Source organism: Escherichia sp. MOD1-EC7003 (genome assembly GCF_002965065.1).
GTDB lineage: Bacteria > Pseudomonadota > Gammaproteobacteria > Enterobacterales > Enterobacteriaceae > Escherichia.
This window is the reverse complement of sequence record NZ_PTRE01000033.1, coordinates 1-14,587: the sequence shown is the minus strand read 5'-3', so window position 1 is coordinate 14,587 and position 14,587 is coordinate 1. Positions and strand designations below refer to the sequence as shown.

12 protein-coding genes and 1 pseudogene are annotated in these 14,587 nt (G+C 53.3%); 6 read left to right on the top strand and 7 right to left on the bottom strand.

Features of this window, described 5'->3' with window-relative positions; genetic code table 11:
• Nucleotides 1–115: 115 nt before the first annotated feature.
• From gsiD to iaaA, 5 genes are read right to left on the bottom strand one after another with little or no spacing between them, the layout of a single operon-like run.
• On the bottom strand, nt 116–1,027 hold the full coding sequence (gene gsiD / locus A7090_RS06055) for a glutathione ABC transporter permease GsiD (protein WP_105273362.1): 912 nt from the start codon (nt 1,025–1,027) through the stop codon (nt 116–118).
• A 2-nt stretch (nt 1,028–1,029) separates the two neighbouring features.
• The gene (gene gsiC, locus A7090_RS06050; RefSeq protein WP_105273361.1) at nt 1,030–1,950 is read right to left on the bottom strand and encodes a glutathione ABC transporter permease GsiC; all 921 of its coding nucleotides are present in this window, start codon (nt 1,948–1,950) and stop codon (nt 1,030–1,032) included.
• Nucleotides 1,951–1,967: 17 nt separating this feature from the next.
• On the bottom strand, nt 1,968–3,506 hold the full coding sequence (gene gsiB / locus A7090_RS06045) for a glutathione ABC transporter substrate-binding protein GsiB (protein ID WP_105273360.1): 1,539 nt from the start codon (nt 3,504–3,506) through the stop codon (nt 1,968–1,970).
• A 19-nt stretch (nt 3,507–3,525) separates the two neighbouring features.
• Entirely contained in the window at nt 3,526–5,397 is a 1,872-nt protein-coding gene (gene gsiA / locus A7090_RS06040) for a glutathione ABC transporter ATP-binding protein GsiA (protein ID WP_105273359.1), read from the bottom strand.
• Complete coding sequence (gene iaaA, locus A7090_RS06035) at nt 5,384–6,349, bottom strand: beta-aspartyl-peptidase (protein WP_105273358.1); 966 nt, start codon at nt 6,347–6,349, stop codon at nt 5,384–5,386. Before iaaA ends, gsiA begins: the two co-directional genes overlap by 14 nt.
• A gap of 203 nt (nt 6,350–6,552) precedes the next feature.
• Between iaaA and moeA the strand changes: the two genes are divergently transcribed.
• Both moeA and moeB read left to right on the top strand, forming a co-directional pair.
• Nucleotides 6,553–7,788: a molybdopterin molybdotransferase MoeA gene (gene moeA, locus A7090_RS06030; protein ID WP_105273357.1), complete on the top strand. Its 1,236-nt coding sequence runs from the start codon at nt 6,553–6,555 to the stop codon at nt 7,786–7,788.
• Nucleotides 7,788–8,537 carry a molybdopterin-synthase adenylyltransferase MoeB gene (gene moeB / locus A7090_RS06025; RefSeq protein WP_105273356.1) on the top strand — a complete coding sequence of 250 codons (750 nt, stop codon included), beginning with the start codon at nt 7,788–7,790 and terminating at the stop codon, nt 8,535–8,537. Before moeA ends, moeB begins: the two co-directional genes overlap by 1 nt.
• 75 nt (nt 8,538–8,612) lie before the next feature.
• Here the strand turns inward: moeB and fsa are convergent, their stop codons facing one another.
• Complete coding sequence (gene fsa, locus A7090_RS06020; RefSeq protein WP_105273355.1) at nt 8,613–9,275, bottom strand: fructose-6-phosphate aldolase; 663 nt, start codon at nt 9,273–9,275, stop codon at nt 8,613–8,615.
• A 130-nt stretch (nt 9,276–9,405) separates the two neighbouring features.
• On the opposite strand from fsa, the gene A7090_RS06015 reads away from it, so the two are divergent.
• The 4 genes and pseudogenes from A7090_RS06015 to A7090_RS06000 form a co-directional block, all read left to right on the top strand.
• The gene (locus A7090_RS06015) at nt 9,406–10,305 is read left to right on the top strand and encodes a glycyl-radical enzyme activating protein (RefSeq protein ID WP_105273354.1); all 900 of its coding nucleotides are present in this window, start codon (nt 9,406–9,408) and stop codon (nt 10,303–10,305) included.
• 5 nt (nt 10,306–10,310) lie between these two features.
• Nucleotides 10,311–12,743 carry a glycyl radical protein gene (locus tag A7090_RS06010; RefSeq protein WP_105273353.1) on the top strand — a complete coding sequence of 811 codons (2,433 nt, stop codon included), beginning with the start codon at nt 10,311–10,313 and terminating at the stop codon, nt 12,741–12,743.
• A 133-nt stretch (nt 12,744–12,876) separates the two neighbouring features.
• The gene (ybiV, locus tag A7090_RS06005) at nt 12,877–13,692 is read left to right on the top strand and encodes a sugar-phosphatase YbiV (protein WP_105273352.1); all 816 of its coding nucleotides are present in this window, start codon (nt 12,877–12,879) and stop codon (nt 13,690–13,692) included.
• A gap of 135 nt (nt 13,693–13,827) precedes the next feature.
• A pseudogene (locus tag A7090_RS06000) lies at nt 13,828–14,266 on the top strand (YbiU family protein); the annotation flags it as partial.
• On the opposite strand, the gene A7090_RS05995 reads toward A7090_RS06000, so the two are convergent.
• Nucleotides 14,233–14,587, bottom strand: a 355-nt coding sequence (locus A7090_RS05995; RefSeq protein WP_198599568.1) for a substrate-binding domain-containing protein, incomplete at its 5' end; no start/stop codon positions are given. The pseudogene A7090_RS06000 and the gene A7090_RS05995 overlap by 34 nt on opposite strands.

Sequence of the window (14,587 nt, the reverse complement as noted above, 5' to 3'; positions counted from 1 at the left end):
CTCTTCAAAGTATTACTGCCAGCTAATCGGCACCCTGCCATTTTCTTACTTTTATACAGCCGTTCAAAGGTTCGCAAATAGCGAACTTGTGAGGTCGAACAACATTCTCCCATGACTATCCTTTAATTTTCGGATCCAGCGCATCGCGCAAACCGTCGCCCAATAAATTGAACGCCAGTACGGTCAGAAAAATAGCCAGGGCCGGAAAAACAGCGACATGCGGCGCGATAACCATATCCGCTCGTGCCTCATTGAGCATCACTCCCCACTCTGGTGTCGGCGGCTGCGCACCGAGGCCGAGAAATGACAGGCTGGCGGCAGAGATAATCGAGGTCCCAATGCGCATGGTGAAAAACACGACGATAGAAGAGACGGTCCCAGGCAGGATATGACGCAACAAAATGGTCATATCGCTGGCACCAATACTGCGTGCTGACTCAATAAAGGTTTGCTGTTTCAACACCAGCGTGTTGCCACGCACCAGTCGGGCAAACGCGGGGATGGAAAAAATGGCGACTGCGATAATCACGTTAGCAATGCCGCTTCCCAACACCGCAACAACAGCGATAGCCAGCAAAATACCCGGGAAGGCAAACAGCACATCGCAAATGCGCATGATCAGACGATCCCACCAGCCTTCATAATATCCCGCCAGCAAGCCCAGCAACGTCCCGATCGCCGCACCGATAAACACGGCAAACACGCCCGCCGCCAGCGAGATTTGCGCCCCAATCAGGACACGGCTGAAAATGTCGCGCCCCAGTGAATCGACGCCAAACCAGTGCTGCAACGAAGGTCCGTTATTCAGATTGTCATAATCGAAATAATTTTCGGCGTCATAGGGGGCGATCCAACGTGCAAAAATGGCCACCACAATCAATAAAATAACGAACAATGCGGCGGTCATCGCCATATGCTGACGGCGAAATCGTCGCCAGAATTCATGCCACGGTGTACGTACCTGGTCAGGTTTGACCCGTGGCATGGCGTTTAACACCGCCTGGCGTCGCCAGTTAAATAGTCGCATCCTTACTTGTACCTGATAGCCGGGTTAATGGTGGCGTAAAGCACATCCACCACTAAGTTGAGAAGAATAAATTCCAGCGAGAAAAGCAAAATTTCTGCCTGAATCACCGGGTAATCACGCATTTCTACGGAGTCAACGAGTAAGCGTCCAAGTCCGGGCCAGTTGAAAACTTTCTCCACCACAATGGAACCACCGAGCAAAAAGCCAAACTGTAAGCCCATCATGGTCACAACCGGAATCATCGCATTGCGTAGCCCGTGTTTGAGGACAACCCAGGTTTCGCTCACCCCTTTCGCCCTCGCAGTACGCATATAATCTTCGCTTAAGACGTCGACAAACGACGCGCGGGTAAAGCGCGCCATCACGGCTGCCACTGCCGCGCCAAGCGTCAGGGAGGGTAAAATGTAGTGCTGCCAACTGTCTGCACCTACGGTAGGTAGCCAGCCCAGTTCAACGGAGAACACCTGAATCAAAAGCATCCCCAGAGCAAATGCCGGAAACGAGATCCCCGACACTGCGATGGTCATGCTCAATCGATCTGGCCAGCGGTTACGCCAGACGGCGGCGATAATTCCCGCCGCCATACCAAATATCACCGCCCAGACCATACTGGTTATGGTCAACCACAGCGTTGGCATAAAGCGGCTGGCAATCTCATCGGCAACCGGACGACGCGACACCATCGACAGGCCAAAATCCCCCTGCACAGCATTGCTGATATAGTGCCAGAACTGGTGATACATCGGCTGATCCAGCCCCAGCTGCTGACGCACCAGTTCTATAACCTGCGCATCAGCTTCGGGCCCGGCAATCAATCGCGCCGGATCGCCAGGCAACATGTGGACAAATAAAAACACCAGTACCGAGACGATAAACAGCGTCGGAATCAACCCCAGTAAGCGTTTGATAACGTAATTAAGCATTCCACTCCCTGCGTTGCTTATTGCAAATCCGCATCTTCAAAGCTAAAGCCGGTGTCTGGCATGATCCAAAAACCCGTCAGATTTTTACTGTGCGCCGACACCAGTTTTTCTACCACCAGCGGGACCCACGGCGACTCTTGCCAGATGATATCCTGCGCCGCCTTATACAAGCGGGTCTTTTCCAGCGGATCATTGGTTTTCAGAGCCTGAGCCAGGAAGTCATCCACCTGTTTATTGCTGTAAAACGCAGTATTAAACAGCGTCGGCGGCCAGTTCTGCGACGCAAACAGCGGCGATAATGCCCAGTCAGCTTCGCCGGTCGAAGCCGACCAGCCTGTGTAGAACATCCGCACGCTGCTCTCTTTTTGCCCTTTACTTTCGACTTCTGCCGCCCGCTGCCCGGCATCCATCGCGATCACCTGGGCTTTAATTCCCACCTGCGCTAACTGCTGCTGGGTAAATTGCAGCACTTTCTGCGCGGTGCTGTGGTTATGTGACGACCACAGCGTGGTACTGAAACCGTTGGGATATCCCGCCTCTTTCAGTAATTCGCGCGCTTTCGCCGGATCGTAAGGCCACGGTTTATAACTTTGCGCGTAGGCGATACTCGGCGGTACTACACCCGTAGCTGGCGTTGCATACCCCGAGAAGGCCACTTTCACCAGCGCCGGGCGGTTAATAGCGTAATTCAGCGCCTCACGGACCTTCAGGTTATCGAACGGTTTTTGTGTCACATTCATACTGATATAACGCTGCATAATTGACGGACTGGCCATCAACTCGATATTTTTGTTTTTCTCCAGCAGCGCGGCCTGCTCGTAGGGAATGGGGAAAGCAAACTGCGCTTCACCGGTTTGCAGCATTGCCGCACGGGTGTTGTTATCTGCCACCGGACGCCAGGTTATGCTGTCCAGTTTGGGCAAGCCTGGCTGCCAGTAACCCGCGAATTTTTTCACCTTCACAAAATCGGTCTGATTCCAGGTATCCAGTTCATACGGTCCGGTGCCAACCGGATGAAAACCAATCTCCTTGCCATATTTTTCCAGCGCTGCCGGTGAAATCATCGCGGTCGCCGGATGGGCAAGAATATTAATAAACGCGGAGAACGGTTGTTTGAGCGTAATCTTTACTGTTGTCGGATCGATCGCTTCCGTTTTAGCAATATTCTTATACAGGTTGTAGCGTTTAAGATGATTCGCCGGATCGCTGGCCCGGTCCAGATTCGCTTTTACCGCCACTGCGTTGAAGTCAGTGCCATCCTGGAATTTAATTCCTTCACGTAATTTCACGGTGTAAGTGAGGCCGTCATCGGAAACGGTATAACTCTCTGCCAGCACGTTTTTCAGTTTCATCTCTTTATCCAGACCAAACAGCCCCTGATAAAACGATTTCGCTACGGCCTGAGATAACGTGTCATTCGCGTCATACGGATCGAGCGTGGTGAAGTTCGAGCCTACCGCCACCACCACATCTTTGGCTGCGAATGCACAAGATGCCATCAACGCTGTCGCAATGCCCAGCGCCACTAACCCACTACGGTGTACAGCTCTTGCCATTTTATTCTCCACCTGAATGTTATCTACGCATGAATGCGTATTCTGATTGTGGTCGTGCGACGTAATGCCCCGGCCCGACGCATTGCAACACGACGGCGGCAACCTCTTCGCCACGCAGATGAATATTGCTGGGAAGATCGTCCGACAGCAGTACACGCTGAGGTCGTTGCCGGGACGGTTCAGCGACCGGAACTGCCGCCAGTAATTTACGCGTATAAGGGTGCTGCGGATTTTCAAAGACCGCGCGCCGTGGACCAATTTCAACAATTTGCCCGAGATACATCACCGCCACACGATGACTAATCCGCTCAACCACGGCCATATCGTGGGAGATAAACAGATACGCAATACCGAAATCACGCTGGAGATCGAGCAACAAGTTGATAATCTGCCCGCGAATAGAAACATCCAGCGCCGAGACGGCTTCATCGGCAATGATCACTTTTGGATTCAATGCCAACGCGCGAGCAATGCAGATGCGCTGGCGCTGACCGCCGGAAAACTCATGCGGGTAACGCCACGCATGTTCAGGTAACAGGCCCACGCGCTCCAGCAACCACGCAACGCGTGCAGCAGCTTCTTTACCCTGCAATAAACCGTGAACACGCAGCGGTTCGATAATCGAATCACCGATGGTCTGACGTGGGTCCAGCGAAGCGTAAGGGTCCTGAAAAATAAACTGAATATCGCGGCGCAATGCCTGAAGTTTGCCGGGTGACAGGGTATCGATTCGCTGACCATTAAAGATAATTTCGCCGCCCTGCGATTCGACCAGGCGCAACAACGCCCGCCCGGTAGTGGATTTACCGCTGCCAGACTCGCCCACCAGCGATAGCGTTTCGCCAGGCCAGAGATCAAAACTCACTTTTTCAACGGCATGCACTTCCCGCGTTACGCGATTCAACAAACCGCTGCGCAAAGGGAAACGGGTGACCAGATTACGCACCCGTAAAACAGGTTCGCCATCCACCACCGTTTTCTGCTCAATGGGCGGTTCCTGTTTCGCCGGATGTTCAAGCGATATCACCGAGAAACGTCGGGGATAATCTCCCCCTTTCATCGCACCAAGTTGCGGAACAGCAGCTAACAGCGCACGGGTGTAAGAATGCTGCGGTGCATGAAAAATCTGTTCGACGCTACCCGTTTCCACCGCCTCGCCCTGATACATCACCAGTACCCGATCGGCTATCTCTGCCACCACGCCCATATCGTGAGTGATAAAGATAACGCCCATCGACATCTCTTTTTGCAATACTTTGATTAATTGCAGGATCTGCGCCTGAATGGTGACATCCAGCGCGGTGGTTGGCTCATCGGCAATCAGCACCGCCGGGCGGCATGACAGCGCCATCGCAATCATCACTCGCTGGCGCATCCCGCCAGAAAGTTGATGCGGATAACGCGAAAGTATGGTTTGTGCCTCCGGAATGCGCACCTGATCCAGCATCCGCTTCGCTTCGACCATCGCTTCTTCACGACTGGCGTTTTGATGCAGACGAATTGATTCGGCAATCTGTTCACCCACAGTAAATACCGGGTTCAACGATGTCATCGGCTCCTGAAATATCATCGCCATATCCGCACCGCGCACATGGCGCATTTGTGCAGCGCTCTGCTCGCTAAGTTCAATCACTTCGCGACTGCGTCGCCGCAACAGCATTTGATCGCACTGCACTAAACCGCTCGCCTGTTCCAGCAGGCGCATCAATGCCAGCGCAGTCACTGACTTACCGGAGCCGGATTCGCCTACAATTGCCAGCGTCTCACCGCGTCGCAGGCTAAAAGAGAGATTGCGGACCGCAGTTATTTTCTGCTGGTCCTGCATGAAGGCAATATTCAAATTTGCAACCGCCAGCACATCGCCGGCATCAAGTTCATCACTGTGTGGCAACGGTGTCCCCTTTTTCACGGTAGATACCGGTGGTTGGCGTATCACCTGCGTAGCCCCAGGCGCGATACATTCCTTCGGTGTTAAACGGTAGCGCAACGTTACCTTCATGGTCGATAGCGATTAACCCTCCGCTACCGCCAAGCGCAGGGAGTTTTTCCATTACCACCCGCTCGCAGGCTTCTGCGAGACTTAAACCGCCGTAATCCATTAACGCGGCGATGTCATACGCCGCCAGCGCACGGATGAAGACTTCACCCGTGCCGGTACAAGAAACTGCCACACTGGCGTTATTGGCGTAGCATCCGGCACCAACTAAGGGACTGTCGCCAACTCGTCCGGGTAATTTATTGGTCATTCCACCCGTGGACGTGGCTGCCGCCAGATTGCCGTCTAAATCCAACGCCACGGCCCCCACGGTGCCCATTTTCTGTTTTTCATCCAGCGGCGCACCGCTATGGTCGAGAACCGTTGCCCCTTCCTCGCGCGCCACCAGTAGCTGTTCATAACGCAAAGGTGTGGAGAAAATCTCCGGCGAGACGCGCTCCATGCCATGAGCAAACGCAAAATTTTCTGCCCCTTCGCCAATCATCATCACATGCGGGCTTTGCTCCATCACCAGCCGGGCGGCAAGAACCGGATTACGCAGATGACTAACGCCCGCCACCGCCCCGGCTTTCAGGGTGTTACCATCCATCACACAGGCGTCCAGTTCATGGGTTTCATCTCGCGTAAAGACAGCGCCAATTCCGGCGTTAAACAGTGGACATTCCTCCAGCCGACGCACCGCTTCCGTCACTACATCCAGCGCACTTTCACCCGCTTCCAGCATTTTCTGCCCGTTTTCAACAATGGCAGACAACGCCTCGATATAGCGTAATTCTTGTTGCAGACTCATCTGCGCACGGCTAATTGCACCTGCGCCGCCATGAATTGCAATGACTGCTTTGCCCATAGTATTCGTCCATTAAGGGTGGCTCGCCACTTTTGCTATAAATATCAGAATTTTTATGAATTACTCATTCAATTTTTGAATATAGAAAGATGGATATGGCATGTAAAGGCAGGTGCCAGCGCTACGTCCGAGGTAGCATACAGTCTGTAGCGTTTTTCTGACATAATAGGCAAATTCGATTTTGCCTCCGCAGGAGTGTTTTCATGGAATTTACCACCGGATTGATGTCGCTCGACACCGCGCTTAATGAGATGCTTTCTCGCGTTACCCCACTGACCGCCCAGGAAACACTGCCACTGATTCAGTGCTTTGGTCGTATTCTGGCAAGCGATGTGGTTTCGCCGCTGGATGTCCCGGGGTTTGATAACTCCGCAATGGACGGCTACGCGGTACGTTTAGCCGATATTACCTCCGGGAAACCTCTGCCCGTTGCCGGTAAATCCTTTGCCGGTCAGCCATACCATGGTGAATGGCCTGTGAGTACCTGCATTCGTATTATGACCGGTGCGCCAGTGCCGGAAGGCTGCGAAGCGGTAGTCATGCAGGAACAGACAGAACAAACGGACAATGGCGTGCGTTTTACTGTTGAAGTGCGTAGCGGGCAAAATATTCGCCGTCGCGGTGAAGATATCTCTGCGGGTGCGGTTGTTTTCCCGGCGGGGACTCGCCTGACTACCGCTGAGCTGCCGGTGATTGCTTCGCTGGGGATTGCCGAAATTCCGGTGATTCGTAAAGTGCGAGTGGCGCTATTTTCCACCGGTGATGAACTCCAGTTACCCGGTCAGCCGCTAGGCGACGGTCAAATCTATGATACTAACCGTCTCGCCGTACACCTGATGTTAGAACAGCTGGGTTGCGAGGTAATTAACTTAGGGATTATCCGCGACGATCCACATGCCCTGCGCACCGCATTTATTGAAGCCGACAGCCAGGTGGATGTGGTGATCAGTTCCGGCGGTGTATCGGTTGGTGAAGCGGATTACACCAAAACCATTCTCGAAGAACTGGGAGAAATCGCCTTCTGGAAGCTGGCGATTAAACCGGGTAAACCGTTCGCGTTCGGTAAACTCAGCAATAGCTGGTTCTGCGGCCTGCCGGGTAATCCGGTTTCAGCGACGCTGACATTCTATCAACTGGTACAGCCTTTGCTGGCAAAATTAAGTGGCAACACCGCCAGCGGCCTGCCCGCACGTCAGCGCGTACGCACGGCATCCCGTCTGAAGAAATCACCAGGTCGACTTGATTTCCAGCGCGGCGTGCTGCAACGCAACGCGGACGGCGAACTGGAAGTTACCACCACCGGGCATCAGGGTTCACATATTTTTAGCTCCTTTAGCCTCGGCAACTGCTTTATCGTGCTGGAACGCGATCGCGGCAATGTAGAAGCGGGCGAATGGGTGGAAGTAGAACCGTTTAACGCGTTGTTTGGAGGCCTGTAATGGCAGAACTCAGCGATCAGGAGATGATGCGCTACAACCGGCAAATCATCCTGCGTGGCTTTGATTTTGAGGGTCAGGAGGCGCTGAAAGATTCTCGTGTACTGGTCGTTGGCCTCGGTGGACTCGGTTGCGCAGCCTCGCAGTATCTGGCAAGCGCCGGTGTCGGCAACCTGACGCTGCTCGACTTCGACACGGTTTCACGCTCAAATTTACCGCGTCAAACACTACACAGCGATGCCACGGTCGGGCAACCGAAGGTTGAATCTGCACGTGACGCCCTGGCGCGAATCAATCCACATATCGCGATTACACCGGTCAATGCACTGCTTGATGACGCGGAGCTTGCAGCGTTGATTGCTGAACATGATCTGGTGCTCGACTGTACGGATAACGTTGCGGTACGTAATCAACTGAACGCTGGCTGTTTTGCCGCGAAGGTGCCGCTGGTTTCCGGCGCGGCAATTCGCATGGAAGGCCAGATCACCGTCTTTACCTGGCAGGACGGCGAACCGTGCTATCGCTGCCTAAGCCGTTTGTTTGGCGAGAACGCGCTAACCTGTGTGGAAGCAGGCGTGATGGCGCCGTTGGTTGGGGTGATTGGTTCATTGCAGGCCATGGAAGCAATTAAACTGCTGGCAGGTTATGGGAAACCTGCCAGCGGAAAAATCGTGATGTACGATGCGATGACCTGTCAGTTCCGTGAAATGAAACTGATGCGTAATCCGGGGTGTGAGGTGTGTGGGCAGTAACTGCCACCTCCAGGCCAGATAAGACGCGGCACTCCGCCACGTCATCAGCAATTTATGAGGATGCATAACGTCCGGTTAAATCGACGTTCTGCCAAACGCTCCCTGCCAGTCCTGCTCAAACTTCGCCACAGCGGCATCAACCGCCGGATAGCTAATCATCTGTTGTGCCACATCCAGTGGCAGAGTAATTGATTCACATCCTGCCAGTAAGCAGTCCAGCGCCTGACGCGGGGTTTTGAAACTCGCTGCCAGCACTTTCGCCCGCGGCGCATGCATTTTCAATAACTGGTGTAAGTCGGTCACAGTCTGAATACCGCTACCGCCCTGAGCATCAATACGATTAACGTAAGGCGCAACATATTCCGCACCTGCCAGCGCCGACAGCAGCCCTTGTGCCGCGCCATATACCGCGGTTCCCAGCGTCGGAATCCCTTCCGCTTTTAACATCTTAATAGCTGCCAGCCCCTCGGTGGTCACCGGAACTTTCACCACGATATCCGCAATAATAGAACGCAATTTACGTGCGTCATTCACCATCCCTTCAGCAGTGGTAGCCATTACCTGGGCAAACAGACGCCCCTGACCGCCCATCGCTTCATGAAGTTGCGGAAGCACAACCTCCAGCGGTTTTTTACCTGCGGCGATAATGCTTGGGTTAGTGGTCACACCCGCCAGCGGAAAAATACGTGACAGCGCCTTCACCGCAACAACGTCTGAAGTATCCAGATACAGTTCCATAACCATCCTCAAAATGTACTTTTTGTCTGAATGTAGACTATCACGGGAAAACTCTCTGAACAGTTGACACGCATCAATCCAGCTTTCATTCGAAAGCCGTTTAATATTTGAACGAAGCAGAGAGGCAACTATGATTTTCAATATTCAACGCTACTCAACCCACGACGGCCCTGGCATCCGTACGGTCGTTTTTCTTAAAGGTTGCTCGCTAGGCTGCCGCTGGTGTCAGAACCCGGAAAGCCGCGCCCACACGCGGGATCTGCTGTATGACGCACGTCTGTGCCTGGAAGGCTGCGAGCTGTGTGCTCAGGCCGTGCCGGAAGTGATTGAGCGCGCCCTGAATGGCTTGCTTATCCATCGGGAAAAATTAACCCCGGAGCATCTGACGGCGTTAACCGACTGCTGCCCGACACAGGCGTTAACCGTGTGTGGGGAAGTGAAAAGCGTTAAGGAGATCATGGCGACCGTTCTGCGCGATAAACCGTTTTACGATCGCAGCGGCGGCGGCTTAACGCTTTCTGGCGGTGAACCCTTTATGCAGCCGGAAATGGCGATGGCACTACTGCAAGCCAGCCACGAGGCCAACATTCATACTGCGGTAGAAACCTGTCTGCATGTGCCGTGGAAATATATCGCCCCTTCTCTGCCCTATATCGATCTGTTTCTTGCCGATTTAAAACACGTTGCCGACGCGCCGTTTAAACAGTGGACTGACGGTAGCGCCGCCAGAGTGCTGGATAACCTGAAAAAACTCACTGCGGCGGGAAAAAAAATCATCATCCGCGTGCCGTTGATTCAGGGTTTTAATGCCGATGAAACCGCTGTGAAAGCCATTACCGATTTTGCCGCCGACGAGCTGCGCGTTAACGAAATTCATTTCCTGCCCTACCACACGCTGGGCATCAACAAATATCACTTACTTAATCTGCCCTATGACGCCCCGGAAAAACCGCTTGATGCGCCAGAACTGCTCGACTTTGCCCAGCAGTATGCCTGCCAGAAAGGGTTAACCGTGACCTTACGAGGATAACAACCATGACCACATTGAATCTGGACACGCTCAGCGACCGTATTAAAGCGCACAAAAATGCGCTGGTACATATTGTAAAACCGCCGGTCTGTACCGAGCGCGCGCAGCACTATACCGAGATGTATCAACAACATCTCGATAAGCCGATCCCGGTACGTCGCGCGCTGGCGCTGGCACATCACCTGGCGAATCGCACCATCTGGATCAAGCACGATGAGTTGATCATCGGCAACCAGGCAAGCGAAGTTCGTGCCGCGCCGATCTTCCCGGAATATACCGTCTCCTGGATCGAAAAAGAGATTGATGATCTGGCTGATCGTCCGGGTGCTGGTTTTGCGGTGAGCGAAGAGAACAAACGCGTTCTGCATGAAGTGTGCCCGTGGTGGCGCGGTCAGACCGTACAGGATCGCTGCTATGGCATGTTTACCGATGAGCAAAAAGGCCTGCTGGCAACCGGCATCATTAAAGCGGAAGGTAATATGACCTCCGGCGATGCGCACCTGGCGGTCAATTTCCCGCTGCTGCTGGAAAAAGGGCTTGATGGTCTGCGCGAGAAAGTAGCAGAGCGTCGCTCGCGTATCAACCTGACGGTGCTGGAAGATTTACACGGTGAGCAATTCCTGAAAGCGATTGATATCGTACTGGTGGCAGTCAGTAAACACATTGAACGTTTCGCTGCACTGGCGCGTGAAATGGCAGCCACTGAAACCCGCGACAGCCGTCGCGATGAACTGCTGGCGATAGCAGAGAACTGCGACCTTATCGCCCACCAGCCGCCGCAGACTTTCTGGCAAGCGCTGCAACTGTGCTACTTCATCCAGTTGATTTTGCAGATTGAATCTAACGGTCATTCGGTGTCGTTTGGTCGTATGGACCAGTATCTCTATCCGTACTATCGCCGCGACGTTGAACTGAACCAGACGCTGGATCGCGAACACGCCGTCGAGATGCTACATAGCTGCTGGCTGAAACTGCTGGAAGTGAACAAGATCCGCTCAGGCTCACACTCAAAAGCCTCTGCGGGAAGTCCGCTGTATCAGAACGTTACCATTGGAGGGCAAAATCTGGTTGATGGTCAGCCGATGGATGCGGTGAATCCACTCTCTTACGCAATCCTCGAATCCTGCGGTCGCCTGCGTTCGACTCAGCCTAACCTCAGCGTGCGCTACCATGCGGGAATGAGTAACGATTTCCTCGACGCCTGTGTGCAAGTGATCCGCTGCGGCTTCGGGATGCCGGCCTTCAACAACGACGAAATCGTCATCCCGGAATTTATTAAACTCGGTATTGAACCGCAGGACGCATACGACTACGCAGCGATTGGCTGTATCGAAACCGCCGTCGGCGGTAAATGGGGCTATCGCTGCACCGGCATGAGCTTTATCAACTTCGCCCGCGTGATGCTGGCGGCGCTGGAAGGCGGTCGTGATGCCACCAGCGGCAAAGTGTTCCTGCCACAAGAAAAAGCGTTGTCAGCGGGTAACTTCAACAACTTCGATGAAGTTATGGACGCGTGGGATACGCAAATTCGTTACTACACGCGTAAATCAATCGAAATCGAATATGTCGTCGACACCATGCTGGAAGAGAACGTGCACGATATTCTCTGCTCGGCGCTGGTGGATGACTGTATTGAGCGAGCGAAAAGTATCAAGCAAGGCGGCGCGAAATATGACTGGGTATCAGGCCTGCAGGTCGGTATTGCCAACCTCGGCAACAGCCTGGCGGCAGTGAAGAAACTGGTGTTTGAACAGGGCGCGATTGGTCAGCAACAGCTGGCTGCCGCACTGGCAGATGACTTCGACGGCCTGACTCATGAGCAACTACGTCAACGGCTGATTAACGGCGCACCGAAGTACGGCAACGACGATGATAGCGTCGATACGCTGCTGGCTCGCGCTTATCAGACCTATATCGACGAACTGAAGCAGTACCATAACCCGCGCTACGGTCGTGGTCCGATTGGCGGCAACTATTACGCGGGTACGTCGTCTATCTCCGCTAACGTACCGTTTGGTGCGCAAACTATGGCAACGCCGGACGGACGTAAAGCGCATACCCCGCTGGCAGAAGGCGCAAGCCCGGCCTCCGGTACTGACCATCTCGGCCCAACGGCAGTCATTGGTTCGGTGGGTAAACTACCTACAGCAGCGATTCTCGGCGGCGTGTTGCTCAACCAGAAACTGAATCCGGCGACGCTGGAGAACGAATCTGACAAACAGAAACTGATGATCCTGCTACGCACCTTCTTCGAGGTACATAAAGGCTGGCATATTCAGTACAACATCGTTTCCCGCGAAACGCTACTGGAAGCGAAAAAACATCCGGATCAATATCGCGATCTGGTAGTGCGCGTTGCGGGTTATTCTGCCTTCTTCACCGCACTCTCTCCAGACGCACAGGACGATATCATCGCCCGTACCGAACACATGCTGTAATCCTCTCAGCCCGGCGGCGGCGTCGCCGGGCCAAATCATTCACATCATCACTTTCATTCGAAATATAATTTGTGCTCTGCGTCACATTGTTATTACACTGTGACGGTTTCATTTTCGAGCCTGGAGCACACCTATGAGCGTTAAAGTTATCGTCACAGACATGGACGGTACTTTTCTGAGCGACGCCAAAACGTACAACAAACCACGTTTTATGGCGCAATATCAGGAACTGAAAAAGCGCGGCATTGAGTTCGTTGTCGCCAGCGGTAATCAGTATTACCAGCTTATTTCGTTCTTTCCTGAGCTAAAAGATGAGATCTCTTTTGTCGCGGAAAACGGCGCACTGGTTTACGAGCATGGCAAGCAACTGTTCCACGGCGAACTGACCCGACATGAGTCGCGGATTGTTATTGGCGAGTTGCTGAAAGATAAGCAGCTCAATTTTGTCGCCTGCGGTTTGCAAAGCGCGTATGTCAGCGAAAATGCGCCGGAAGCCTTCGTTACCCTGATGGCAAAACACTACCATCGCCTGAAACCCGTAAAAGATTATCAGGAAATTGATGATGTACTGTTCAAGTTTTCGCTCAACCTGCCGGATGAACAAATCCCGTTAGTGATCGACAAACTGCACGTAGCGCTCGACGGCATTATGAAACCCGTCACCAGTGGTTTTGGCTTTATCGACCTGATTATTCCCGGTCTGCATAAAGCAAACGGTATTTCGCGGTTACTGAAACGCTGGGATCTGTCGCCGCAAAATGTAGTAGCGATTGGCGACAGCGGTAACGACGCAGAGATGCTTAAAATGGCGCGTTATTCCTTTGCGATGGGCAATGCTGCGGAAAACATTAAACAAATCACCCGTTATGCTACCAATGATAATAATCATGAAGGCGCGCTGAATGTGATTCAGGCGGTACTGGATAACACATCCCCTTTTAACAACTGACCTCTCTACCGGAGCCATGCGCTCCGGTTTTCCCTTCTTTTTACATCCTGTACATCACATCAAATAATTAAACTTATATTAACTTATTTACAACATGCATTGTCATATGCAAGCCTACACCATTCCGAATGAAGATTAATGCACGTCGTGCCCATTCCTGAAGCCATAGCGTACGTGCTGTTATGCCCGCTGCTTGATGATGTGCCAGAGGATGAACTGTGCGGCGTAACGCCCGGAAGAGTGTTGCCGGTATCAGAGCAATGGCATCCACTGTTAATTGAGGCGTTAACCAGCATTCCACAGCTGGAAGCCGGAGACTCGGTCTGGTGGCACTGCAACGTCATCCATTCCGTTACCCCCGTTGAAAATCAACAGGGGCAACGTGATGTACATCCCTGCGGCACCGATGTGCGAGAAAAATCTTGCCTACACGCACAAGGTGAAGGCCGCACTGGAAAAAGGTGCATCGCCGGGCGACTTCCCACGCGAGGACTATGAAACAAACTGGGAAGGACGCTTTACGCTTGCCGACCTCAACATTCACGGTAAGCGAGCGCTGGGAATCGACAGTTGAGTGTCGTACAGCCCTTCCCGTTCCACAGCGGTGTTCCCTTTTCCTGGGCGAACTCGCCGCACCGACTCCCGCACCACCAATCGTCCGTGCAGCAGCAGCGAGCCCACCGGAGCATCCGGGCGAATCAGCCGCTGTTGCAACATTTGCACCGCTTCATTGCCTAGCTCATCACGTGGCACATGCACAGCCGTCAGGGGAACATCCTCGATTGCCGCAAGGTTAAAGCCGTCGATACTCATCACCGAGACATCCTGTGGTACGCGCAAACCACGACGATGCAGCGCATTTACCGTTCCCGCCGCCATAAAATCCCCACCGACC